This is a genomic window from Streptacidiphilus albus JL83 (assembly GCF_000744705.1).
In the GTDB taxonomy this organism is placed as follows: domain Bacteria; phylum Actinomycetota; class Actinomycetes; order Streptomycetales; family Streptomycetaceae; genus Streptacidiphilus; species Streptacidiphilus albus.
On the sequence record NZ_JQML01000001.1, the window covers coordinates 163,639 to 187,407 of the forward strand.

Genomic DNA, 23,769 nt, shown 5'->3' on the forward strand with positions numbered 1-23,769 from the left:
GCGGAACGACGCTCCGCCAAAGTATGGCAGAGCGATCCCATGGAGAAAGTGCAGGTCCCCCATGTCTTCCCGCCACCTCGACCAACGGATCGTCTCGGTCAAGCCCATCACCGTTCCCGCGCCCGGCCGCAGCGTCGACCTGATGGTGAAGGTCACCGCTCCGCTGGTGGGCCAGAACCTGCCCGTCATCGTGTTCTCCCACGGCAACGCATGGTCCCTGGACGGATACGAGCCCCTCGTCGACCGGTGGGCCGCCGCCGGATTCGTCGTGGTGCAGCCCACCCACCTGGACTCCCGCCGCAACGGCATCGGATGGGACGACCCGCGCTTCGCCACCATCTGGCGCGTCCGGATCGCCGACCTCCACGCGGTCCTCGACGGCCTCGGCGACATCCTCCGCCAGGCCGGCGACCTGGAGAGCCGCGTCGACCGTGAGCGCATCGCGGTCGTCGGCCACTCCTGGGGCGCCCAGACCGCCGGCGCGATCCTCGGCGTGCGCGTGCTCGACGCCGACGGCGTTCCCGGAGAGGACTTCTCCCACTCTGCCGTCTCGGCCGGCGCGCTGATCGCCGCGACCGGAACCGGCGACACGCTCACCCCGTTCGCCGCCGAACACCTCCCGTTCATGAGGCCGGACTACTCCACCATGACCACCCCGGCCCTGGTCGTCGCGGGCGGCAAGGACCAGTCGCAGCTCTCCACCCGGGGACCGGAGTGGTTCACCGACGCCTACCACCTCAGCCCGTCCCCGAAGAGCCTGCTCGCCATCGCCGAGGGCGAGCACACCCTGGGCGGCGTGGCCGGCGAGAAGGTCGCCGAGACCACCGACGAGGACCCCGCCCGCGTCGCCCTCGTCGCCGACGCGATCTCCGCCTACCTGCTCGACACCTTCAAGGTCGACGGCGCCGCGTGGACCGACCTCCACAACACCGCTGCGGCCGGCGGAGGTTCGTGGAGCATCTCCAGCAAGTGAACCCGGCTGCCCGCCACGGGCCATGCCCTTCAGTCAGCGGTCTGCGGAGGACCGGTCCGGAAGCGCTGCGCTCCTATCACGCCGAGCAGTTGCAGCTTCTGATGGCTCTCGGTACCGGGTGGGGCCGTGTAGACCAGCAGGGACTGGGACTGGGCCGGGTCCAGTAGGACCTGGCAGTACAGCTCCATCAGGCCCAGCTCCGGGTGGAGCAGCCGCTTGCGCTGCTCGGTCAGTCGCAGGCCGACCTCGTGCGCGTTCCAGCAGGCCGCGAAGTCGGCGCTGCGTTCCAGGAGCGTGTCGGCGAGGTCGGCCGCCCGTGAGTCCGCGCCCTCGCGGGTGACTGCCTCCCGCAGCTGCGAGGTGAAGGTTCGGCCGAGCAGCTCGTGGTCCTGCGGCGGGTAGAGCAGCCGTGCGGTCGGGTCGGTGTACCACCGGTAGACGATGCTGCGTGCCCGGCCCGTGAAGTGCGTCTCGTCGCCGACCAGCGCGACGGAGAGACGGGTCTGCACCAGGGTTTCCCCGAGCCCGGACACGACCTGGGCCGGGGTGTCGTCCAGCCGGTCCAGGATCCGCATCATGCCGGGGCTGACGTGGTCGCCCCGCATGGTCCGGAGCGGGGTGCTGTGGCCTGCCAGCAGGAACAGGTGGTCCCGCTCGTCGCGGGTCAGATGCAGGCCGCGGGCGATCCCGGCCAGCATCTGCTCGGACGGCTGGGGACCGCGCTGCCGTTCCAGTCGGCTGTAGTAGTCGGTGGACATGTCCGCGAGCGCGGCCACCTCCTCGCGGCGCAGCCCGGCGGTGCGACGACGCGAGCCCCGGGGCAGGCCGACGTCCTCGGGTTGCAGCAGCTCGCGGCGCTTGCGCAGGAAGTCCGCCAGTCCGGCCCGGTCCATCAGCGTCTCCTCATCCCAGGGCCGAGAACCACTCGACGACCGTGCGTCCGTACCGCTCCGGCCGGAGGTCGGAGGTCGGAGCGCGCGCCGACCGCCACGCCGGTCTTCTCGTCGTACCGGTGGACGTGGTGGGTGGACAGCCCCGGCACCTTCACGTTCTCCAGCAAGGTCACACTCCAGCATCGTCACATGGTCGCAGGCATCGCTCGCCCGACCGGTCACGAAGGACCGCGTCCACTCCGGATCCAGGCTCACACGCGGCGGCGTGCCCAACAAGGAACTCGCTGTCCACGGCTCGGCGATCCGTGGCTGGGCGGGTCCTTGTTCCGCCCGTGGATTCCGGGTGCAGTGGTGGAGACGGCCGCCGACGCGGCGGATTCGACAGTCGCGCGGACCCAGGGCGCGCCCGGACCGACAGGAAACACCATGACGAAGTGGACCGCCGCAGAACTCCCCGATCTGACCGGGCGCACGGCCGTGGTCACCGGTGCGACGGGAGGCATCGGCCTGATCACGGCCCGGGAACTGGCCGGGGCCGGTGCCCGGGTGGTGCTCGCGGTCCGCGACACCGGCAAGGGCGCGAAGGTCGCCCGCGCCATGGCCGGGGACACGCAGGTGCGGCGCCTGGACGTGTCCAGCCTGGATTCGGTGCGGGCATTCGCGGGCGCGTGGACCGGGGACATCAACATCCTGGTCAACAACGCCGGAATCATGCAGGTCCCCTTGGCCTACACCGCCGACGGCTTCGAGTCCCAGGCGGCGACCAACTACTTCGGCCCGTTCGCCCTCACCAACCTGCTGCTGCCGCACATCACCGACCGCGTCGTCACCGTCTCCTCACAACTGCACCGCCGCGGGCAGGTGCGCACCGACGACCTGAACTGGAGGGCGCGCAGGTACAGCCCGACCACCGCCTACTGCGACTCCAAGCTCGACGTGACCCTGTTCGCGATCGAGCTGGACCGCCGGCTGGCCGCTTCGGGAAGCCGGGTCCGCTCACTGCTGGCGCATCCCGGGATCGCGGCCACGAACCTGACCTCCCACGTCGGCGGATTCCCCGGGTTCATGAGCCGGGCCATGCGGTTCATGACCAACGACGCCGAGATCGGCGCACTGTCGACCCTGTTCGCCGCCGTCGAGGACCTCCCCGGCGGCTCCTACGTCGGCCCGAGCGGCGTCGGCGGCATCAAGGGCCACCCGGCGGTGGGCAAGCCCTCCCGCGCGGCTCTGGACCCGGACACCGCCCGCGCGCTGTGGACCGCCACCGCCGAGCTCACCGGCACCGGCGCCCAACCGGCGCCCAACCGGTCGTGACCGACCAGGACGCGCATCGAGGCATGGTCAGTCCTCGGATCCACTACTCTCGCGGCGGGGCGTGATCCGGTACACCGTCCCGTCTGACGCACATCCAACTGTGGGCTGCGGACTGGAAGTTCATCGACCGCTGACAGGCAGGGGCCCACCGTCACCAGCGTCCTGGTGACGGTGGGCCCCAGTCGGTGGCCCCAGGTCAGGACTTCGTCAAGGTCCAGGAGGTCGACGCCCCGGCGGGACCGGCGATCTGCAGGCCGTGGACGTAGTAGGCCTGGCCCGCACCGTTGAAGCCGGAGCCGGTGAAGGCGGAGGCGGCCCCGTCAGCCCCGGCCGCCTGCCAACCGGCGGCGTAGGAAGGGCCGGCCGCGTCGCCGCGGCCATCGCCGTAGGAGCCTGCGGAGGAGAGCACGCCCGAGCTGGACGCGCCGTCGCCGTTCGCGGTGGCGGAGTGCTGGGCGTAGACGGGCCCGGTGTCCGCCGAGGCGGCACCGGCGGCGCCCATCAGCGCCGAGACCATGATCGTGCCCAGGACCGCAGACTTCGCGAGGTTGCGCATGAGACAACTTCCTTCGTTCGACCAGCCGCACGCGGAATCACCTGCCGCAGAGGGTGATTGGGCCCATTCGCTCCGCCCCCTGGGGCGGTGGCCCGGCCGTGTGCACCCGCGGCCACCGGACGGTATCTGCCCCGCACCCGCCATCCGAATGCACCAAAGCCCTCGCCCTGGTACATGTTCATCCTTTCCGGCGATATATGAATGGAACAGCCTTCTTCGGGACAGTCCCGTCCAGGGGCGTAGCCACAAGCAGGCCGCTGGAGCCCTGTTCGCTCGGATCAGGCCTGGCTGGAGCCCTGGGTGAGGGCTTGGCGCAGGGTGGTGGTGGCGAGGTTGATGGCGGACTGGGCGGCGTGGGTCTCGCGCAGGGCGTTGAGCATGACGAAGTCGTGGATGATGCCCTGGTAGCGGACCGCGGTGACCGCGACGCCGGCGGTGCGGAGCTTGTTGGCGTAGGCCTCGCCCTCGTCGCGCAGGACGTCGGCCTCGCCGGTGATGACCAGGGCCGGGGGCAGGCCGGTGAGTTGCTCGGTGGTGGCGCGCAGCGGGGAGGCGGTGATCTGGGCCCGTTGGGTCTCGTCGGTCGTGTACTGGTCCCAGAACCACTGCATGCCGTCGCGGCGCAGGAAGTAGCCCTCGGCGAACTGGTGGTAGGAGGGGGTGTCGAAGCGGGCGTCGGTGACCGGGTAGAAGAGCACCTGGTGGAGGAGGGTGACGTCGCCGCGCTCCTTCGCCATCAGGGTCAGCGCGGCGGCCATGTTGCCGCCGACGGAGTCGCCGGCCACGGCGATGCGGGTGCCGTCCAGGTCCTTGGTGGCGCCGTGGGTGGTCATCCACTGGGCGACGGCGTAGTTCTGCTCGATGGCGACGGGGTAGCGGGCCTCCGGGGAGAGGTCGTACTCGGGGAAGACCACGGCGGCGCCTGCGCCGACGGCCAGTTCGCGCACCAGGCGGTCGTGGGTGTGGGCGTTGCCGAAGACCCAGCCGGCGCCGTGGATGTAGAGGACGGCGGGCAGGGCCCCGGTGACGCCGGCCGGGCGGACGATCCGGGCCCTGACGCTGCCGGTCGGACCGCCGGGGACGGTGATCCACTCCTCGTCCACCGCCGGCCGGGCGACCTCACCGGACTGGACGTCGTCGACCGCCGCGCGGCCCTCGGCCGGCGGGATCTGGAACAGGTACGGGGGCTGCGCGGTGGCTTCGGCGAACGCGGCGGCCGCGGGTTCGAGGACCGGCGCTGTGGCGTGCTCGGACATGGGGGACTCCTTCGGATCGGGGCTCGGTTCAGCTCGACAGCCAGAAACCTAGTCCACGATTACCTCGTGCACAAGTTTCATTGACACGTGGAAATCGCCCACACTCGGAGCTATCATGATCGGATGACCAGCCGTGATCCCGACCAGCAGCCCGAGCCGGAGCTCTCCCTGCTCCTCGACGACCAGATGTGCTTCGCCCTGTACGCCGCCTCCCGCGCCGTCACCGGGCTCTACCGGCCGATGCTGGAGGAACTCGGGCTCACCTACCCCCAGTACCTCGTACTGCTGGTGCTCTGGAACCAGGACGAGGCCTCCGTCAAGGAGCTCGGCGCCGCGCTCCACCTCGACTACGGCACGCTGACCCCGCTGCTCAAGCGACTGGAGGCCAACGGACTCCTGCGCCGCGAACGCCGCCCCGACGACGAGCGCGCGGTCCGGATCTCGCTCACCGACGCAGGAACGGCCCTGCGCGAGCGCGCCCGCCGCATCCCCACCGCGATCGGCGACGCCATGGGCCTGGACCCCGAAGCGTTCGAACAGACCCGCGCCACCCTGCGACAACTCACGCAGAACGTCACCGCCCGCACCACCCGTACCACCCGTGCCTGACCCACAGCCCGTGGCCCGCAGACGACGGACACGGTCGGCTGCCCCGGGCCCGTGCACGACGTCGGCCTTCAGGACCTGATTGAGGTCTTGAAGGCCGACGCTGTCGTCCGGGGCGGCCGCGGATCGCGGTGCAGCCGATGCTCCGCCCTCCTGCGGGCTCCGCCCGCGCTCAGCCCCCGACCCGCAGGCGATGTGCCACCGTCGGAGCGTGGCTCACCGCCCGGGCGCGGCCTCGGATCCCGGGACGGTCGGGCCCTGGCGGACCCAGCCCGGGGAGTGGATCTCCAGGCGGACGTCCGGGCCGCGCACCTCCGCCCCACAGGTACGGCAGGTCCAGGCCGCGTCCAACGGGTGGTCGGGATGGTCCGGGTGGTCCGCCGGACGGTGCCGCAGTACCACCGGCGGCTCGGCCGTCACCCAGCGGTCGCCCCAGGCGAGCAGGGCCTGGGTGAGCGGGGCGAGGTCCCGCCCGGCCTCGGTGAGGTGGTACTCGTAGCGCGGCGGGCGCTCGCTGTAAGCGCGGCGCTCGACCACCCCCGCCTCCTCCAGAGCGCGCAGCCGGGCGGTGAGCCGGTCGCGCGGGGCACCGGTGTTGCGAACGATCCGGTCGAAGCGGTGATTGCCGTAGAACATCTCGCGCACGGCGAGCAGCGCCCACTTCTCGCCGAGGATCTGCAGCGCGGCGGCGATGGAGCAGGGGCGGCCCGGCAGCGGAACGGCGGCAGAGCGGCCTGCCGCAGGCCGGGAGCCGGCGGGCCGGCCTTCGATGGGCCGGGTGTCGGCGTGCCGGGCGTCGGTGCGCTGGACGTCGGCGGGCTGGGCGTCGGCGGGCTGGACGTCGGTGTGCTGGGTCACTCCACCAGCCTGCCACAGAGGGTTGTGGTTTCAGACTCACTACCGCTAGCGTTCCTGGACATGGAGCTAGTTGGAATATCAAACCCAGTGCCTGTGTCAGCCGACCGGGACCGGCCGCACCGTCGGGTCGCGTTCCTGGTGGTAGCCGCTGCGGTGTTCGTCTCGAACCTCGACCTGTTCATCGTCAACGTCGCCCTTCCGGCGATGCAGCAGCACTTCCACGGCAGCAGCCTGGCCACCCTCTCGTGGGTGCTGAACGGCTACGCCATCGTCTTCGCCGCGCTGCTGGTCGCGGCCGGACGGCTGGCGGACCGGATCGGACACCGCCGGGTGTTCCTCGCCGGTCTGGCCGTCTTCACCCTTGCCTCCGCGCTCTGCGCGCTCGCCCCGGCCGTCGGCTGGCTCGACGCCGCCCGGGTGGTCCAGGCGGCGGGCGCCGCCGCGCTGATGCCGACCTCCCTCGCGCTGCTGCTGGACGCCACTCCCCCGGCCGAGCGCCCCGGCGCCATCCGGGCCTGGGCCTCGATCGGCGGAATCGCCGCCGGGCTCGGACCGGTCCTCGGCGGCCTGCTGGTCGAGGCCGACTGGCGCTGGGTGTTCATCGCCAACGTCCCGGTCGGCGCAGCCGCCATCGCCGTCGGCGCCCGCGTACTGCCCAGGCTGCGCGGCAAGGAGGACGGACCGCTGCCGGACCTGTTCGGCGCGGGACTCCTCACCGCCGCCATCGCCGCTCTCGCCGTGGCCCTGGTCAAGGGCGACGACTGGGGCTGGGACTCGGCCCGGGTCCTCGGCGGGCTGCTCGCGGCCGTCCTGCTGACCGGCTGGTTCCTGCGCCGCTCGGCACGCCACCCCGCTCCCATCGTCGAGCTGCCGCTGCTCCGGGTGCCCAGCTTCGCCGCGGCCAACACCGCCGCGCTGCTGTTCACCGTCGCCTTCGCCGGGATGCTGCTGACCTCGGTCCTGTGGTGCCAGCAGGCCTGGGGGTACTCGGCGCTGCGCACCGGCCTGGCCATCGCCCCGGGCCCACTGCTGGTGCCGCCGGTCGCGCTGGGCAGCGCCGTGCTGGTGCGCAGGCTCGGCGCCGGGCGGCTGGCCGCGCTCGGCACCCTGCTGTTCGCTGCCGGCATCGGCTGGTGGGTCGCCACCATCGGGGTCCGGCCCGGCTACGCCACCGAGCTGCTGCCCGGGATGCTGCTCACCGGCCTGGGTGTGGGGCTGACCCTGCCCACCCTGATCGGGTCCGCCGCAGCGGCGCTGCCGCCCACGCGCTTCGCCACCGGCTCGGCGGTCACCACGATGGCCCGGCAGATCGGCGCGGTGGTGGGCGTGGCGCTGACGGTCAGTCTGATCGGCACCCCGCACGGACCGCAGGCCGCGCTGGACGCCTTCCGACGCGGCTGGACGGCGGTGATCGTGGCGGCGCTGCTGGCCTCTGCGGCCTCCCTGGTACTCGCCGTCGCCCAGCGCCGGGCGGCGGCGAGGTAGCCCCCGGGCCCCGGGCCGCCGTCGCCGACCGGGCAGGGAACGTCGCGGCCATCGGCCAGCACGGCGAACGGGAGCAGCACCCGGACGGCAATCGGGCCCGCACGGCGAACGGGCCCGCACGGCGCTGCTCCCGCAGCCGGCTCCGCAGACAGCCCGCTCCGCAGCGGCGATCCGCTAGTCGATGAGTCTGTCGAGCAGCGGGAACTCCGGGTAGGGCTGGTCGTAGTCCCCGAAATGCCCCTCGTCGCGGATGATCTGCGTGCCGCCCAGCCGATCGAACATGGCGCGCCCCTGCCTGTCGTCGCAGCCGTAGGGGTCATGGGTCGAGTTGACGAAGTACAGCTCGCGGGCGTGGGACTTGATCGCCGCCCAGTCGTAGTCGCCCTGCAGGACCGGCTCGTCCTCGGTGTTCGGCCTGGTGCAGTACCCGGCGACGAGGACGGCCTGGGCCACCGTCACGTCGATGTGTTCAAGGACGGCGAGGAGCAGCGCGGCACCCCCGGAGTGCCCGACCAGTACGGTGCGCTCGTTGAAGTCGTGGTCGGCCAGGACCTTCGGCAGGAACGAGTCGACGGGCTCCACATTGAGGCCGGGGTAGTGCGGGATCGCGACGTCGTAACCCCGCCCGGCCAGCTGTCGGCCCAGCCACGGGTACCAGCAGACCTCGGGGTTCCCACCTGTTCCGTGGAAGATGATGGCGTTCTGCACAGGATGTCCTTTCCTCCGCCGGTGCTACCACCGATGATGCCGGTGCCCACTGACACCCGCCCCGGCTCCGGAGCTGCGAGGCCACCGGTTCGATCAACGGGATTCGATGGTGCTGCCGGGCGCCCCTGTGGGTGACCTGCGCGTTCCCCTGCGCGGTCACCGTCGCGGCGTGGTGCGGCCGGCTCCGGCCGGGTTCCGTCGCGCGGCGCCGGACCCGATGTCGTTTCCTGGCCCTGCGTCCTCAGCCGATCGGCTTCTCCCAGACCGAGACGTGCTGGGCGCTGTCCTCGGCGAAGGGCCTGCGTGTCCACCCCTCCCAGCGCTCACGCAGCCTCAGCCCGGCGAGTTGGGCCATGAGGTCCAGCTCCGCGGGCCAGACGTAGCGGAAGGGGATCGTACGGGCCTCGCCGCGGCCGTCCGGTGTGACCGTGATGTAGTGGCAGGTCGCGTCCTGGGTGACGGTGTCGTAGACGGTGTAGGCCCACTCGGTCGGACCTGTGTTGAACTGGACGATGTTCTGCCCGGCCGGAATCCTGCGCAGTTCCGGAACCATCACCTCGACGACGCAGCAGCCTCCGGGCGCGAGGCGCCCGGCGACGTTGCGGAAGCAGGCGACCTGGTGTGACTGAGCACTGTAGTTGGCGGGTGAGCGCTGACAGTCGAGCGAGGTGATCTGGCGCCTTCTGCAGAGCGCCCGCCCACGCCCTCACTACGTCGGCCTCAAAGTCGAGCTCGACTCACTTGCCGCCTCGCTTGCACAAACGATCGACGCCCGACTACCCGCAGCCCTGGGCGTCAACTACCGCGACCAGAAGTCATCTAGCTAGAAAGTCGCAGTGCGGCCAGGCTGCTGGAACCGGGCCTCTCGGAAACCCGGTGTGGATCATTCTTCGCGCTCGGTCAGGACCTGGAAGAGGCCAAATCAAGCCGGGGAAGCCGGCTTGTCGGTGCTCGGACCTAATATGCGGAGCATGACGCGATACGTTGACGAGGATCTGCACGGTGCGGAGTTCCGCGAGTGCGATCTGACCGGGGCACGCCTGATCGGCGTCGTCATGCAGGATGCCGTGATCGACGGGCTCATCACCAACCTCGTGGTGAACGGTGTTGAGGTCACCGAGTACGTCGAGGCAGAGCTCGACCGGCGTCATCCGGAGCGGGTGCTGATCCGCTCCGAGGACCCTGCCGACCTGCGCGAGGCATCGCGTCGGCTCCGTGCCGGCTGGGCCGCCACGATCGAGCGAATCCGGCGTACGCCCGGCATCGAGCGCCGCAGCATGAACGACGAGTGGTCGGCGGTGCAGACGATGCGCCACCTGGTCTTCGTCCACGACTCGTGGTTCCGCCGCTGCTGCCTGGGCTCGACGGAGCTGTTCACGCCGATGGGCATCGGGACGACTGTCGAGCCCTACCGTGGAGCGCACGGGCTTGACCTCTCGCTGAATCCGGCCCTCGACGAGATCGTGAGCGTGCGTGACGCACAGGCCGCCGAGCTCCAGGCGTGGCTCGACGAGGCCACCGCACCGGCGCTCGCGGCACGAGCGCCGGTGCCCGACGACGATGTCTGGCCGCCGTACGCCCGGGGTCGCTCGGTGCGGCAGTGCCTCGGCACGGTGCTCAACGAGACCTTCGAACACCACGGCTTCTGCGTCCGCGACCTCGACCTGATCGAGGCACAGGACGCCGAGTAGGGATGGAGACGCCGATCCCCTCGGCTCCAGGCTTGGCGCGCAGGCGAGCCACCATCGCCCGGGACAGGTCAATGCCGTGAACCGGAACACCCCGCCGGGCAAGTGGCAACGCGATGCGTCCCGTCCCGACGCCCAGCTCCAGTGCCCTCCCGTTGCCCGCCAACTCCGCGAGGAAGTCCACGGTTTGCCCAATGGCGTCACCCTGGAACTCGGAGCCCGAGGACTCGTCGTACCGCTCTGCTTCACGCTCGCCGAAGTGTCCGTCCGCATCCGTCATCAGCGGACCGAACCTTGGCGGCAGCCGACGGTGCTGACATTTTCGGAGCGGTCACGGCCCCCACCGGGAAGCCGGCGACCACCGGTTCGTGACGCCGCGAGTCGGCCCGCCCGGCAGGCGCACGGCCCGGCCGCACATGGGGCGGCCGGGCCGTCAGCGGCGCGGAGTTCGCGTCACGGTGCGAGCTGCCTGGTCCAGGAGATGGGGTAGGTGGCCGTTACCTTGCCGCTGCAGGTCCTCGTGTACACGGCCGGGCGGCCCGCCGTGTAGGTGATGGTGGCCTCGGTGTAGCGGAGCTCGCCGGGGTGGCCCTTGACCGCAGCGCTGCCCAGAACCTCCACCACGACGGGGTAGTAGTGGATGTGGCCGTGGGCGCAGTAGGGAATGCAGTCATTCTCCCTCTCGGTCCCGTAGGCGCTGGCCAGCTGCGGCGTCCAGCTGGTCCAATGCAGGCCCATCAGCCCGATGCCGTCGTCCGCGCAGGTCAGCACGATCGCCCCCGGCTTGACCTGCGCCCTGCCGGAGCAGTCGGGCACGACGTGTTGCGGAGCGGATGCGGTAGCGGGCGCGGCCGCAGTCGCGCCGCGCGTCACGGTCGCCGCGCCGGCCGCCCCGGGCAGTCCCAGGCCCAGCCCGACCGCGACCGCGATCGTCGCGGCTGCCCCCATCGCGACCGATCTCGAGCGTCCCCAGTGCACGTTCATGTAATGCCCCCCTGTGTCCAGTTGCTGCATCTGACGGACCAGAAGACGCCGCACGTGCCGCTGCGGTTGCGCAGTCTTTCAACAGCCCTGCGACCGCTCGGCAACCGCACCCTGGGTGCAGCCAACCCCGAGCCCGCTGTGCTGGACGGGCTCGACCGCGCCACCGACGCCCTGCGCGGCCTCGGACACCGGGTCACCGACGACGACACCGACCTCCCGGCCGGCCTCCAGTTGCGCCAACTCATCGCCCCGCACCACCGCGACGACCACCTCCTCGCGGTCGCGGCCACCCTGGAGGACAAGAACAAGATCGTCAAGCCCGCCGTGGCCACTGCAGAGCTCTACTTCACCACGCAGGCTTGGTAGACGTCCTGGCGGCCGGCCCGTACCTGGAGGCCCTGCACCGGCACGTAAATGACGTTCGCGCAGATGATGACCGGCCGCCACGAGTGCGGGTGGGCCGACTGCGTCCATGGGGTGGCGATACTGCCCAGATCCGGTGCCTCGGGGCCGGGGCGTCGCCTTACTGCCAGCGCTGGTAGGAGCCGCTGTTGTCGTGGCTCATGTACACGCGGCCGTTGAGGTTGGAGTCCAGGAGGAGGCCGGTGGCCTTGTTGGTGAGCTTCCAGCCCTCGCTGTAGTGGACCTCGTACCAGCGCTGGTTGTTGCCACCGTTGCAGCTGAGCGCGTAGACGCTGCCGGCGGTGCCGTTGGCGCCGGGGGTGTTGTTGCTGTCCAGGCACTGGCGGGTGGCGGTGTTCGTCTCGGTCCAGGTGCCGTCGCCGTTGCTGGAGTCGCTCCAGTTGGTGTAGACGTCGGAGGGTATGCCGGCGCTGATGTCGCGGGTGCCGATCGCCGAGCCGTTGGTGTTGGCGGCGACCTGGGCGAGGTACATGCTGGTGGCCGCGTTCTTCCAGGTGACCACGGAGGTCGTGGCGTCGGCGGTGCTGGTCACGCCGACCACAACGGTGGCGGCCGCGATCAGACAAAGCGCGGTCTTGGCAATGATTTTCAACTGACGTGCCGTTCGTCTTTCGAATCTTCGCCGATTCAGTTCGGGCACAATGAAACATACTTGCATACAATCGGTCAATGCACGGAACGGTAACGGCCGAATTGATGTCGCGTCAGTGGTTCCGTCGACACTCCAGGGGGCCGGAGTGTCTGACTCCAGCCATAAAAGGATCTTGTTATGATCAGCTGGATCGCTCGCCAGCAACCGAGGGAACCCCCATGAACCCTGCGTTCACCAGGCCATTCCCGCAGGCGGCCAAGCGGTCGGCAGGTCAGGACCCCTCGGCCTGGGGGGCGCGGAGCGGCCCTCTGGCCGAGGGCGCCGCCAGCTTCTTCGGCGTCCTCCATATGACGCTTTCCGTGCTGCACGACCGCCAGTTGCATTCCGGCGGATTCGACCTCGGAATCTTCGAGCAAGCCATCAAGGCCTATTCCCGGGGAAGAGCTCCCATCGTTCCACTGAAAGGCCCGGGAGCCAATATCCTCGGCGACCACTTCAGCCCGATCCTGGCTCTCCTCGCACCGGTCTACCGCATCTTCCCCGGCACGTTCACGCTCCTGGCCGCGCAGTCGCTGCTGGCGGCGCTCTCACTGGTGCCGCTCACCCGCTGGGCCCACGCCGCATGCGGACCCAAGGCCGCCTGGTGGACCGCGATCGGCCTGGGCTGCTCATGGGGACTGGCCGAGATGGTGCACTTCGACTTCCACGAAGTGGCCTTCGCCGTACCGCTGCTGGCCTTCGCCCTGACCGCCGCCGGCCAGGAGCGCTGGCGCGCCGCCGCCCTCTGGTCCCTGCCCCTGCTCCTGGTCAAGGAGGACCTCGGCGCTACCGTCGCCGTACTGGGCTGCTACATCGCCTGGAAGGGGCCCCGCCGAACCGGAATCCCCCTGGCCCTGCTCGGCTGCGCCGCCAGCGCCCTGGAAGTCCTGGTCCTGATCCCCGCGGCCAACAGCAACCACACCTTCTCCTACGCCTCCCAGATCAGCGCCGGTCACAGCCCCTGGGCTGCCGCGGCAGCGCTCCTCTGGCCCCCCGTCAAGTGGCTGACCTGCCTCATGGTGCTGGCCCCCACCGGCTTCCTGGCCCTGCGCTCCCCCCTGCTCCTGCTCGCCGCCCCCACCCTGGCCTGGCGCTTCACCGCCGACAACCCCGCCTACTGGGGCACGCACTACCACTACAGCGCCGTGCTCATGCCCATCGTCTTCGCCGCAGCCGTCCACACCCTCGCCGGCCACCGCCGCCCCTCCGCGCGCACCGTGCGCGCGGCTGCCGCCCTCGGACTGGCCTTCACCGCCGCCACCGTCGCCGTGTACCCCCTCCATGAGGTCCTGCTGCCCAAGACCTGGGCCCTGACAGCCCATGACACCGATGCGCGCCGACTGCTGGACATGGTTCCCGACGGCGTACAGATCGCCGCCTCCAACCACTTGGCGGCTCAACTGGTTGCCCGGACCACCGTCACCGAGGCATGCCAGGCCACCGCACCCGAGTGGGTCATCTACGACACCACCGACCCCACCAGCGCAAGTTGCCCCCTGTCCCGTCTCGCCGACACGATCGGGCAGCATCCCCTCGACGGCTACGAGGTGCTGGCGCGCAGTGACGGTATCAGCCTCCTGCGGCGTATCCGACCTTGCCCGCGACCGCCTGCGGTATCCCGTGCACCCTGCCCCGATCGACAAATTATGTGCACCGCTCCGGAACGTCCCGCCACGGCGCTCCCGTGCGAGTCCGCCACCGGATCCCGTCGATCAGCTACCGACGGGAGTACATCGCGGGTCGCCCCGGCCTCACGCCCACGGGCAGCAACGGTGCCAGCACGGCCCACTGTTCGTTCGCCAGATCTCCACGTCCCACGACAAGATCATCGCAGACCTTGATCCACTTTAAACAGACCCTAGCATGACCTCATGACCTTGGATCTGTTTGCAGGCGTCCCCGTCCGCGACTACGCCGCAGCAGCGGCCTGGTACGAGCTCCTCCTCGGCGCCCCGCCGGCATTCCTGCCGAACGACACGGAGGCGGTGTGGGAACTCGCCGACCATCGGTACTTGTACATCGTCGTGCGGCCCGAGCACGCCGGGCACGCCCTGCACACGGTCTTCGTCAGCGACTTCGACGCCCGCATCACCCAGATCGCCGAGCGGGGCCTGGAGCCGGCCCAGCGCGAGACCTACGCCAACGGTGTCCGCAAGGCCACCTTCCGCGACCCGGACGGCAATGCGATCGGGTTCGGCGGCGCCGCACCCGCCTGACGACACCTCCGGCTGGTGGCCCCTCGCATGGACGCTGTCCGTGGATCCTGCCGCGACCTGCTGCCCTGCGGGGTCGGCCCAGAAGCCCGCAGGGCCGACCGAAGCCGGCCCGGCCGGACTCTGACCGCCCGACCGCCCGACCGCCGGGTTCGGCGCATCAGGGCGGCAGCGCTCATCAGCGCTTCAGGAACCGCAGGTAGAACGCCGCGAACACCAGGACGATGCCGACGTTCGCCAGCAACCGCTCCCAGAACTGCTGTCGGAAGAACAGCACATCCACGCCAACCACGACAGCCACCAACGCGAGCACGTAGAGCACGACGACTGCCTGTCTTCCCATCCCCCCTTTCTACTACACGCGGTTGCCCTGGGAGCGGAACGCACGCATCCTCGGTGACGGCCGACCCCACAAAGCCGCCCTCGGTCGCATGGAATGGGACTACCTCGGGTCATCGGTCTGCCAGGGGCAGCGGAACTTTCCGGGCCGCAGGCGCCATGCTTCGAGAGCGCCTGTCGGTTCCGCTTCGTCGGCGGCGATCGCGGAACTGGTCAGGACGGCCCCGATGTCGTGGTCGTCGAATCCGTGGATGCGCTCTGCGTCGTAGTCCCAGGCAGCCAGCCCAGGGCGTCGGCCGGCCCGGCGGCCCGGCCCGTGGCGGCGCCCACTCGGAACATGTGGTCGTCGACCGCGCGACCTCGCGGGGCCGCCAGTCCCAGCACGGCCTCAATCGGTGAGGCCGTGCTGGGCGTGTGCGCTGTCGTCGTCTCGTTCGCGGACTCGTCGGTCATCCCACGATCATGCCGCGCCGGGCGTCGGCCGGTGGCCGACCGCTCGGCGCAGGTCTGCCGTGAGTCGGCCTCATGACCAGGTCGCGGCATGGGAGAAGTCGGAGACGAGTACGGGCTCCAAGGCGCGGGAAGTCCCGGAACCGGAAGACCCGCCTCCAGGCCGGGGCCAAATCACCTGGGACCGGACATACATGACCTGGCATCAAATACTTCGCAATTGCTGCATGACATTGGGAAACCAATGCGGGTATTCCCCCGTAAATGCGACTGTGGGCCTGTTGTGAAAATCCCAAGGGCTGTGTAAGCATTCCGTCGCCCAAGTCGCCACTTGGGCCCCGGCGGTCACAAGGCGTTTGTCACCCTTTGGGACGGTGCGCCTCGGATCCACTGTGACGCGTTTGCCGCCGTTCGCGAACGATGTGGCGGCCCCAGGGGGCTGCCGCAGAACCGAGTGGGGGAACGAATGAAGTCCATGCGAGGTATGACTCGTACGCGGCGCCTGCGAATAGCGGCGCTGCTGGGCACGATCGGCGTGTTCGCGAGCGTTGGGGCCGCACCGCCTGCAGGGGCCGCATCCGGGGCGAAAGCGCCTTCGGCGCCGAACTCCAGCTGCTACCCGAGCGGCGGCTCCTTCCACTGCTACGCGATCGGGTGGGACAACACCCACGGTCCCTACGACGGGATCGGGGTGACCCGCAACGACATCAACATCTCCGGGATAGCTGCGGGTTCGAACTGCGCCGGGGTCCCGGGGAGCGGCTGGAGCATCAGCGGCGGCGTGGCCTACCAGTCGCAGTGGATCACCCTTGCCGGCGCCCAGGGACAGGACTGGGAGGAGCTCGGCACCGGGCACCGCTGCGACTACGAGAACTTCTGGTACTGGGGCTACGGACTGAACGGGGCCTGGTACCCGCTCGGCACCGAGAACCAGAGCTACATCGGCCCCAACGCCCAGCACCGGTTCAGCATCTACCGGACCGGCAACACCTGGCACTACGAGATAGACAACACCGTCATGGGCGCCACGGCCGACTGGGGGACGACGACCGGCACCAGCATCCAGTTCGGCCTGGAGAGTTGGGACGCCGGCGCGAGCACCACCGGTCAGCCGTACTCCGACATCAGCTACCTGAGTTCCGGAACCAGCCACGCCATCAGCGGCCGCCAGGGCACAACCATCGACCCGTGGATGTGCGGACAGTGGAGCTCGGACACCGAGTGGTGGGCCGGCGAAGGCGCGGGCTGCGGATACAAGTCCTCCTCGGTCGCCACCTCCGCCGACGCCCAGGCCGCTCCTGCTCCGGCCGCCGCCGCGCAGGCCGCCCTCCCGCTGAGCGGAACGGCGCGAATCGGCGGCGGACTGACCAGCAGTCAGCTGGTCACCAGCTGCGGGACCAACGCCCGAACGGCGACCGACCAGTGGGGGCAGGCCACCTCGGTCCTCAGGGCCTACGGCAGCTCGGCGAAGTCGGTCACGGACTGGAAGACCCGCTACCTGGGCAAGACCGGCAAGACGCTCGACTCCAGCCAGGTCGACGCGGCCGGCCCGGTCGCGGTGTGCGTGATCGCCGGTGACTACAAGATCCCCACCCCGCCGCCGGCCCAGGGCTCCACCACGCCCACCCCCACGTTCGACCTGGCCGTGGTGACAGTCGACAGTCACGGCACGGTCAAGCCCTTCGCCTACGGGAATGCCACCACCCTGGCCGGTCTCCTCGGTACGGCACCGGCTCAGTAGCCGTTCACCTCGTTCGGGGCCCGGCAGCTGCCGGGCCCCGCTGCGACCCCACTGCGGGGGCATGGCACCCGCCCCGGACCTTCTCGGCGCGGGTGAGTGCGGCGCCATCGGAAAACCTCTTGCTCCCCGGTCCGGCTGCTTGGTGGAATGCAGGAGTTTCGACGGCAGGGGGGAACAGCTTGGCGGTGTTCGGGTGTGCAGGCTGCGGCGCGGTGCTGACGGCGGCGGTGTTGGAGGTGGCACTGCCGATCCACCTGGCCGACACCCACTGGGAGACGCTGCACCCGCCGTTGCTGGAGGCCGGCACCTACGCCGTCGACCCCGCGCCGGCCGGCCCGCCGTGGCGGCAGTGGGACGGGCTCGGAGTGCGCGAGGCGCCGGAGCAGGGGCTGTTCGCGCCGTTCGGCGCACTGTCCGACGGACCGTCGGACACCGTCCTCCTCGCGCCCGGCGACATGCGTGGCACCGGGCTGATCCTTGAGCGGGCCGGGGGCTACTGCATGGGGATCAACGGCAGCGACGGCCCCAACCTCGCGTGCCTGGCCTGCGATCTGCCGGTTGGAACGAGGATGGACGACTGCGGCTGCTGGCAGGTCGTCCGGCTCGTCCCGCAGGCGGTGGTGCGGCTGCCCGGCCCCCCGGAGCGGCCGGTCATGGACTGGGCGGAGCTGCTCGCCACCGGCGCCCTGCAGCACCGGCTGAGCGAGTACTGGGACATCCCGGCGGGCGTGGCCCTCGCCCAGGTGGTGGTGGCTGCCGGGGGCGCACCGGTCGAGGTGGCGCCCGGGCCGGTCGCGGAGCTCCTCGGCCGGGTACTCGGCGCGCTGCTGCCCGCCGGGGAAGGGGCGAAGCGGCTGGACCTGGCGGGCCCGGGGTACGGCGAGCCGGCCACCGACCTGGCGCTGGTGCCGGTCCATCCGCAGACCGGAGACATGTGGCAGCCGCGTGGCGGGTCGGTGCCGGTGCCGGTGCCCATGGATGCCGCGCTCTGGGCCGAACTCGCCTTCCCGCCGCACCGGACGCGACTGCCGGTGGTCGGCGGACTGCCGGCCGGCGTGGAGCGGGACGACCCGCTCCCGCCGCACCCCTGCTACCCGCGCAGTCCGTCCCGGGAGGCGCTCCGCCACACTCTCGCGCGGATGCCCGCTGTCAGGGAACCGTGGCTGCGGGCGATCTACGACCGGGACTGGTGACCCGTCAGGGGCGTTACGGACCCGGACGATGACGCTCCTGCAGCACTGCTCGGCCCGTTGATCAGCAGGAACGGATCGGCCGCCCCGGCCGCCAGCAGGTACCAGGCGGTTGCACCGATGTGCGGGGCGGCGTAGTAGTCGTCGCCGTCGCAGTCGCTGAGGTTGTCGCCGGAGGCGGCGTCGATTCCCTTGCCGTCCTGGTTGGGTGCGGTGGTCTGCGCCAGTTGGATCGAGTTCAGGTAGCCCTGGGCCTTCGCTGCGTCGCCGGGGGCGTTGCGGACGGCGAGGGCGGCTGCGAGGTGGGCGGTGCCCTCGAACCAGACCTTGCTGCGGTCGCACGCGCCGAAGCTCACCCCGGTGAAGCTGCCGCTGGTGACGGCCAGGTTGGTGATGTCCCAGTCGATGGAGGCGGCATAGGTCGGGTCCTTGAAGGCCAGGTAGCTCCAGGTGTTGACGTCCTCGGGCAGGAATCCCTTGTTGAGGGTGACGCCGCTCTCGTCGGTGCCGACCCAGAACTTCTTCGCGTCGGCGTCCCACATCGCGTGGACGAAGGTCTCGGCGTGGGTCGCGGCGGAGGTCCAGGCGCTGTTGCCGGTCTCCTGGGCCAGCATGCTGAAGAAGGCGTACACGTCGATGTTGTGCTCGGTGGACTTCCACTCGATCTTGCTGCTGCCGTCGTAGCCGCCGGTGTAGCCACCTGCGCCCCGGGTGTCGTACGTCTTGCTCCTGACCCAGTCGGCGACGTCGGTCGCGCCGGTCAGGTAGGAGGTGACGTGGGTCCTGGCGTAGAGCTGGACGAGGGCCTGGCCGACCCAGGCCATGTTGCCGACGTCGCTCGTCGGATCGGTGGCCTTGACCTTGCTCGCACTGGTCAGCGGTGTCGGGGCGTAGGCGGCGCGGATGCGTCCGTCGTGGCTGGAGTCGTGGGCCTGCACATACAGCAGGGCGTTGCCGATGACCTGCGCCCGGGCGATGTCGTCGGCCGTGCCACGGGCCAGCAGCGCGTCCACCACCAGGGCGTCGTCGTAGGTCACCGAATCGGTGAAGGTTCCCATCGCCTTGTCGGCGACGAAGCTCTGCACCAGCCGGGGTTCGGTACCGGTGGCGTACTTGTCCATCATGTTGTCCAGGAAGGTGTAGGCGTTCGCCTCGCTGGACGCCGACACCTCGGTCCCGGCCGTTGCTGCCTTCGCGGGGGTCTGCAGGCCGATGGCGCAGGCTGCGACCAGCGCACTTGCAAGGGCCACACCCAGCGGGCCGCGCAGGCCGGACCTTCGCGCGGATCGGTGTTGGTCCGACATGTTCGCACCTCTTGTTCGGTTCGAGGTTCTGCTCGGGCTACGCCAGTCTCGGGGTGACCTTTTGTCATGTCAAGAAGCCTTACTAGATAACCTTCTGTCAATCCAGTTGGCCTGGAACCGGCTTGGACTTACCATTCGACAGGTGACGAGCCATGCCGACACCTCCCCCGCATCGACCGATCGCCCCCGCGTCGCGCCCAAGCGCGCCCGCGCCCGTCAGGCGATCATGGCGCTGATCTCCCAGCACATGGGCGGCGAGGCGCTGCCGTCGGAGCACGAGCTGTGCGAGCAACTCGGGGTCTCGCGCCCGACCCTGAGGGCCGCCGTCGACGAACTCATCGAGGAGGGCGTGCTCGTCCGGCAGCAGGGCCGCGGCACCTTCACCAGCCCGCGCAAGATCGCCCAACCACTGGCCCCCAGCGCCGGCGTGGCCAACTCGTTCCGCGTGCCGCTGACCGAGGGCCTGTGGCAGAGTCGCACGCTCCACTTCGAACGGAGCAGCGCCGGAGCCCGGTTCGGCAGGGAGCTGCAGGTCGCCCCGAACACGCGGATCGTCTTCGTCGAGCGGCTGCGGATCGTCGACGGGACGCCGTTGGCCGTGGAGCGCCTGCGCATTCCGGACCACTTCGTCCCGGACATCACCGCCGAGGACTTCGAGAGCGGTTCCTTCTACCAGCTCCTGCACTCCCGCTACGGGATCACCATGGCCCGCGCCAAGCAGTCGATCGAGGCCACCGTCACCGACGAGCGGGAGTCCGCCTTCCTGGAGACCCCGCCGTACTCCCCGGCGATGCTGCTGGAGGTCACCACCAGGGACACCGGGAACCGCATCATCGAGTACACCAGGTCCGTCTACCGCGGCGACCGCTACCGCATCGACTCGGAGCTCGTCTTCGACGTCCCGTGAGCGAACCACCGGCCCGGCGCAGCGTCAAGCACCGCAGGGGAAAGCTCACTTGGCGCCACCCACGGTGCGCCGGCCGACCGGGGAGCTTTCGCGAACCAGGTTCTGGTTAGGCATCCTTACAATAAGCTCGGCGCATGATGCGAATGAAGTGGACAGCAGCAGCGACCGGCGTGCTCGCCCTGGCTGCCGGAGTCGGTACGACCGCACTGGCCTCGGCCAACCCGGTGAGACCCGCCACCACGAGAGCGGCCGCCCCGATCAGCCTCAGCAGCTGGGACGGCCTGCTGCTCCCCGTCGACTCGGCCGGTCAGCCCTCCGGCAAGGACGCCGAGGTGCTGAGCCCCGCCCGACTGATCTCGCCCTGGCTGACCCAGGACAGCGGCGGGGCCCTGACCTTCTGGGCGCCCTCGGGGGCGGCCACCACCCCCGGCTCGCTGCACTCGCGCACCGAGCTGGAGTCCGCCGACAAGTACGCCGTGGGCACCGAGAAGCACGTGCTCGACGCCACCCTGCAGGTCCTCCGACTGCCGCAGAGCAACCCCGAGATCTGCGTCGCCCAGCTGCACGCCGGTGGCAGCGGGGGTTCGTCCCCCTTCGTCATGGTCGACTACAAGTCCGGCGAGCTCTACGTCATGGTGGCCTCGGGAACGAGCGCCCCGGCGGACTTCTACACCCTGCTCACCGGCGTCCCGCTGGACACCTCGTTCTCCTACCGGGTCGCGGACAACGGCAACGGGACGCTGACGCTCTCCGCGGCGTCCGGCAGCCAGAAGCAGTCCTACACGGTCGCCGTTCCGCGTGTCCTGGTCGGCGCCTCCGGGCACTTCTCGGCGGGCGACTACCAACAGGGCACGGTCAGCGAGGGAGCCGACGACGGCGGCCGGGTCCAGTTCACGGCCCTGACGCAGAGCTAGCCGGCGGGGCCCCGGCGCCGGCAGTCCGCTCAGAGCCGTCGGGGCCCGACGCCGTCCCCGGCGAGCGCGTCACCGGGGTTCAGCAGCGCGCACGCCTTCATCGAGAGACATCCGCAGCCGATGCACCCGGTGAGCTCGGCCTCAAGCCGAACGCCGAGTTCTTCGCCGAGATCGGCGCCCCGGGCGGCAGCGCGAGGCTCGGTCCGGTCGGACGGGACCATCCGACCGTGGCGGCACTGCCGTTGCAGGGCGCCACCGCCCCAGCCCCGCCTCGGATCTGACGACCCGACACCGCGAGGCGCCGCGGGCGGTGCCTCCGGGGTGGCCGGAGCGGCGCACGGACCGGGCCGAGCGGCTCAGCCCAGCAGCTGCAACCGTGCTTCCGCCACCCCGACCCGGACGACCTGGCCCCAGGTGAGCTCCAGTGCGTCCGTCTCCACCCCGTCGCCGAAGGCGACCAGCCGGTCGGACTCCACCGTCAGCGAGAGTCGCTGGTCCTCGGCGAGCAGGCCCTGGACGACCGCGGTGCCGGTGGTCGGCGAGGGCCAGGCCTCACGGACGAACCAGGCCAGCCCGGCGACGGTCGGCGCGGGCAGCCGCAGCGCGCTGCCGCGCTCCAGCCAGGCGGAGCGGCACCAGCCGGTGGCCCCGGTCCCGGTGCCGACCAGCACGCCCGAGCTGGCCTGCGACTCGGCGGCGGAACCCGCCTCCAGCCGGTAGCGTGCGGTCTGGTGGCCCGGCTGGCCGAGATAGACCTCGTTGAGGGCCAGCAGCCGCTGGCCGTCGTCGGCGACGGCCTCGACCATGGTGCGCGGGTCGAGCCGGCGGTCCACCCCCGACCCGACCGAGGCCCGCAGCAGCCCGGCCGCGTCCTCGGCCCGGTGGCGGACCAGGACGCCGGGGTTCCGGCCGGGCTCGGTGTCGATACCCACCACCGGCTGGCCGTCGAGGTACTTGGCGACATTGGCGACCAGCCCGTCCTGGCCGACGACCACGACCACGTCGTCCGGCGCGAAGAGGAAGCGGGACAGGTCGGCGCGCTCCACCCGGGCCCGCCGCCAGTCGGGCGGGACCGCCGCGGCGGCGAGCGCCAGCGCGGATTCGGCCGACCGGTGCCGCTGCTCCACCGGTCCGATCTCCCGCCCCCGACTGCTCAGAAAGAACTCGGCCTGACCGCGCGTTCCATGACGGTCGATCAACTCTTGGTACTCAGTCCGGCGGTGGACGAGTACGGCGCGCGGGGCCAGGCTCACCGGGCGAACCTGCCGATCAGCTCGGTGAGCAGGTCCGGGGTCAGCGTCAGCTGCTCGACCTTGGGCAGGTTCCCGGCCAGTTCCAGCAGGGCCAGCGCGTGCAGCACCGCCGGCTCCACGCTCTGGTGCGCGGCGAGCCGGTCCGCCTCGGCGGCGGCGTTGGCCGCACCGAGGACGCGGACCGCCTCGGCCTCGGCAGTGGCCAGGGTCGTCCGCCGACCCGCCTCGGAGTCGGTGCGCACGGTCGCAGCGGCCGCCTGCTCCTCCGCCTCGCGGCGGGCGTTGGCCCCCTGCTGGGCGACCAACTGCTCCTCCCGACGCGCGAGTTCGATCCGACTGTCGAGCTCGTTGCCGGAGATCGCCCGCTCCCGCTCGACCGCAACGGCACGGCGCTCGTACGTCGCCCGGTCCGCCTCCTGCTGGATCTGTTCGCGGGCCGGGGTGCGCAACGCCCGCTCGACCTCGGGTTCCGGCCGCAGCGCGACCACCCGGACGCCGATCACCTCAAGTCCGGTCTCGCTCAGCCGGGGCTCGGCCCCCAGGCCCTCGGCCATCCGCGCCCGCACCGAGGCGACGCCGTCGGCCAGCGCCTCGGCGAGCGTGGTCCGGGCGAGCAGGTGCAGCGCGTGCTGCTGGGCGGTCTCGGTGAGCAGCGTGCCGATCTGCTCCAACGGCGCCGCGCGCCAGGTCCCGCTGTCGGGGTCGATGCTGAAGTCGAGCCGGGTGGCGGCGGTGGACGGGTCGGTGATCCGGAAGGTCACGGCGGCCTGCACGGTGACATCCTGGAAATCCGCCGTGCGGGCGTGGAAGAGCATCGCCAGTTCGCGGTCGTCTATGGGGACTTCGGAGAGCACCGAGGTGAGCGGCCGGAACCGGAAGGCGAGCCCGGGACCGTCGTGGACGACCCGACCCCGACTCAGGTGCCGGACATGCGAGGTGGGCGCCGCCCGCAGGTGGTGGAGCCCGAAACGGGTACTGATGTCGGCCATGTCGCACCTTCCTTTTCGTCACTCGGACGATATATGGATCCCTCCTTATCGTCAACCTGACACAAACACCCCCGGGCCGGTCCCCCTGCGCTCG

The 23,769-nt window shown here is 70.7% G+C and carries 23 protein-coding genes and 2 pseudogenes; 12 read left to right on the top strand and 13 right to left on the bottom strand.

Annotated elements, in window-relative coordinates:
* Window positions 1–61: 61 nt before the first annotated feature.
* Window positions 62–973, top strand: coding sequence for an alpha/beta hydrolase family protein (locus BS75_RS00835; RefSeq protein ID WP_034086802.1), 912 nt, complete (start codon window positions 62–64; stop codon window positions 971–973).
* 29 nt (window positions 974–1,002) lie between these two features.
* On the opposite strand, the gene BS75_RS00840 is transcribed toward BS75_RS00835, so the two are convergent.
* Window positions 1,003–1,866 carry a helix-turn-helix transcriptional regulator gene (locus tag BS75_RS00840; RefSeq protein ID WP_042438650.1) on the bottom strand — a complete coding sequence of 288 codons (864 nt, stop codon included), beginning with the start codon at window positions 1,864–1,866 and terminating at the stop codon, window positions 1,003–1,005.
* 426 nt (window positions 1,867–2,292) lie between these two features.
* Between BS75_RS00840 and BS75_RS00845 the strand changes: the two genes are divergently transcribed.
* Window positions 2,293–3,180: an oxidoreductase gene (locus tag BS75_RS00845; protein ID WP_034086803.1), complete on the top strand. Its 888-nt coding sequence runs from the start codon at window positions 2,293–2,295 to the stop codon at window positions 3,178–3,180.
* A gap of 196 nt (window positions 3,181–3,376) precedes the next feature.
* Here BS75_RS00845 and BS75_RS00850 read toward each other — a convergent pair whose 3' ends face one another.
* Window positions 3,377–3,736: a hypothetical protein gene (locus tag BS75_RS00850; RefSeq protein ID WP_034086804.1), complete on the bottom strand. Its 360-nt coding sequence runs from the start codon at window positions 3,734–3,736 to the stop codon at window positions 3,377–3,379.
* 278 nt (window positions 3,737–4,014) lie between these two features.
* Window positions 4,015–4,992 (bottom strand): alpha/beta hydrolase, encoded by a 978-nt coding sequence (locus BS75_RS00855; RefSeq protein WP_034086805.1) that lies wholly within the window; start codon window positions 4,990–4,992, stop codon window positions 4,015–4,017.
* A gap of 123 nt (window positions 4,993–5,115) precedes the next feature.
* On the opposite strand from BS75_RS00855, the gene BS75_RS00860 reads away from it, so the two are divergent.
* Window positions 5,116–5,601, top strand: a complete 486-nt coding sequence (locus BS75_RS00860) for a MarR family winged helix-turn-helix transcriptional regulator (RefSeq protein ID WP_034086806.1) — start codon at window positions 5,116–5,118, stop codon at window positions 5,599–5,601.
* Window positions 5,602–5,814: 213 nt separating this feature from the next.
* Here BS75_RS00860 and BS75_RS00865 read toward each other — a convergent pair whose 3' ends face one another.
* Entirely contained in the window at window positions 5,815–6,456 is a 642-nt protein-coding gene (locus BS75_RS00865; RefSeq protein ID WP_331281389.1) for a winged helix-turn-helix transcriptional regulator, read from the bottom strand.
* A gap of 87 nt (window positions 6,457–6,543) precedes the next feature.
* Here BS75_RS00865 and BS75_RS00870 point away from each other — a divergent pair, with 87 nt between their 5' ends.
* A complete protein-coding gene (locus BS75_RS00870; protein ID WP_042438647.1) occupies window positions 6,544–7,941 on the top strand; it encodes an MFS transporter in 1,398 nt (465 codons plus the stop codon).
* Between the two features lie 174 nt (window positions 7,942–8,115).
* Here the strand turns inward: BS75_RS00870 and BS75_RS00875 are convergent, their stop codons facing one another.
* Together BS75_RS00875 and BS75_RS00880 are read right to left on the bottom strand one after the other, a co-directional pair.
* Window positions 8,116–8,649, bottom strand: coding sequence for an RBBP9/YdeN family alpha/beta hydrolase (locus tag BS75_RS00875; RefSeq protein WP_034086808.1), 534 nt, complete (start codon window positions 8,647–8,649; stop codon window positions 8,116–8,118).
* 241 nt (window positions 8,650–8,890) lie between these two features.
* Window positions 8,891–9,289: pseudogene (locus BS75_RS00880) on the bottom strand (SAM-dependent methyltransferase); the annotation flags it as partial.
* Window positions 9,290–9,620: 331 nt separating this feature from the next.
* Here BS75_RS00880 and BS75_RS00885 point away from each other — a divergent pair.
* On the top strand, window positions 9,621–10,340 hold the full coding sequence (locus tag BS75_RS00885; RefSeq protein WP_042438645.1) for a DinB family protein: 720 nt from the start codon (window positions 9,621–9,623) through the stop codon (window positions 10,338–10,340).
* A 1-nt stretch (window position 10,341) separates the two neighbouring features.
* Here the strand turns inward: BS75_RS00885 and BS75_RS45810 are convergent.
* Window positions 10,342–10,617: pseudogene (locus BS75_RS45810) on the bottom strand (methyltransferase domain-containing protein); the annotation flags it as partial.
* A gap of 173 nt (window positions 10,618–10,790) precedes the next feature.
* Entirely contained in the window at window positions 10,791–11,285 is a 495-nt protein-coding gene (locus BS75_RS00890; RefSeq protein ID WP_052069078.1) for a hypothetical protein, read from the bottom strand.
* Window positions 11,286–11,324: 39 nt separating this feature from the next.
* Between BS75_RS00890 and BS75_RS47635 the strand changes: the two genes are divergently transcribed.
* Window positions 11,325–11,687: a hypothetical protein gene (locus BS75_RS47635; protein WP_152645960.1), complete on the top strand. Its 363-nt coding sequence runs from the start codon at window positions 11,325–11,327 to the stop codon at window positions 11,685–11,687.
* A gap of 157 nt (window positions 11,688–11,844) precedes the next feature.
* Here the strand turns inward: BS75_RS47635 and BS75_RS43840 are convergent, their stop codons facing one another.
* Window positions 11,845–12,276 carry an RICIN domain-containing protein gene (locus BS75_RS43840; RefSeq protein WP_197091879.1) on the bottom strand — a complete coding sequence of 144 codons (432 nt, stop codon included), beginning with the start codon at window positions 12,274–12,276 and terminating at the stop codon, window positions 11,845–11,847.
* A 278-nt stretch (window positions 12,277–12,554) separates the two neighbouring features.
* Here BS75_RS43840 and BS75_RS00905 point away from each other — a divergent pair, with 278 nt between their 5' ends.
* Window positions 12,555–14,216, top strand: a complete 1,662-nt coding sequence (locus BS75_RS00905) for a DUF2079 domain-containing protein (protein WP_052069080.1) — start codon at window positions 12,555–12,557, stop codon at window positions 14,214–14,216.
* A gap of 30 nt (window positions 14,217–14,246) precedes the next feature.
* The gene (locus BS75_RS00910; RefSeq protein ID WP_034086811.1) at window positions 14,247–14,591 is read left to right on the top strand and encodes a VOC family protein; all 345 of its coding nucleotides are present in this window, start codon (window positions 14,247–14,249) and stop codon (window positions 14,589–14,591) included.
* A gap of 175 nt (window positions 14,592–14,766) precedes the next feature.
* Here BS75_RS00910 and BS75_RS49030 read toward each other — a convergent pair whose 3' ends face one another.
* On the bottom strand, window positions 14,767–14,931 hold the full coding sequence (locus tag BS75_RS49030) for a hypothetical protein (protein ID WP_169790790.1): 165 nt from the start codon (window positions 14,929–14,931) through the stop codon (window positions 14,767–14,769).
* Between the two features lie 930 nt (window positions 14,932–15,861).
* On the opposite strand from BS75_RS49030, the gene BS75_RS00920 reads away from it, so the two are divergent.
* Together BS75_RS00920 and BS75_RS00925 are read left to right on the top strand one after the other, a co-directional pair.
* Window positions 15,862–17,118, top strand: coding sequence for a hypothetical protein (locus BS75_RS00920; protein WP_152645958.1), 1,257 nt, complete (start codon window positions 15,862–15,864; stop codon window positions 17,116–17,118).
* A 185-nt stretch (window positions 17,119–17,303) separates the two neighbouring features.
* Entirely contained in the window at window positions 17,304–18,311 is a 1,008-nt protein-coding gene (locus tag BS75_RS00925; protein WP_231607638.1) for a hypothetical protein, read from the top strand.
* Here BS75_RS00925 and BS75_RS00930 read toward each other — a convergent pair.
* Window positions 18,293–19,612, bottom strand: coding sequence for a hypothetical protein (locus BS75_RS00930; RefSeq protein WP_052069081.1), 1,320 nt, complete (start codon window positions 19,610–19,612; stop codon window positions 18,293–18,295). The genes BS75_RS00925 and BS75_RS00930 overlap by 19 nt on opposite strands.
* Window positions 19,613–19,754: 142 nt before the next feature.
* Here BS75_RS00930 and BS75_RS00935 point away from each other — a divergent pair, with 142 nt between their 5' ends.
* Window positions 19,755–20,519: a GntR family transcriptional regulator gene (locus tag BS75_RS00935; RefSeq protein WP_197091880.1), complete on the top strand. Its 765-nt coding sequence runs from the start codon at window positions 19,755–19,757 to the stop codon at window positions 20,517–20,519.
* A 134-nt stretch (window positions 20,520–20,653) separates the two neighbouring features.
* Complete coding sequence (locus BS75_RS00940) at window positions 20,654–21,433, top strand: polysaccharide lyase family 7 protein (RefSeq protein ID WP_081982023.1); 780 nt, start codon at window positions 20,654–20,656, stop codon at window positions 21,431–21,433.
* Between the two features lie 356 nt (window positions 21,434–21,789).
* Here the strand turns inward: BS75_RS00940 and BS75_RS00945 are convergent, their stop codons facing one another.
* Both BS75_RS00945 and BS75_RS00950 read right to left on the bottom strand, forming a co-directional pair.
* Window positions 21,790–22,686, bottom strand: a complete 897-nt coding sequence (locus tag BS75_RS00945) for an NAD(+)/NADH kinase (protein WP_034086816.1) — start codon at window positions 22,684–22,686, stop codon at window positions 21,790–21,792.
* The gene (locus tag BS75_RS00950) at window positions 22,683–23,675 is read right to left on the bottom strand and encodes an SPFH domain-containing protein (RefSeq protein ID WP_034086817.1); all 993 of its coding nucleotides are present in this window, start codon (window positions 23,673–23,675) and stop codon (window positions 22,683–22,685) included. Before BS75_RS00950 ends, BS75_RS00945 begins: the two co-directional genes overlap by 4 nt.
* Between the last annotated feature and the right edge of the window lie 94 nt (window positions 23,676–23,769).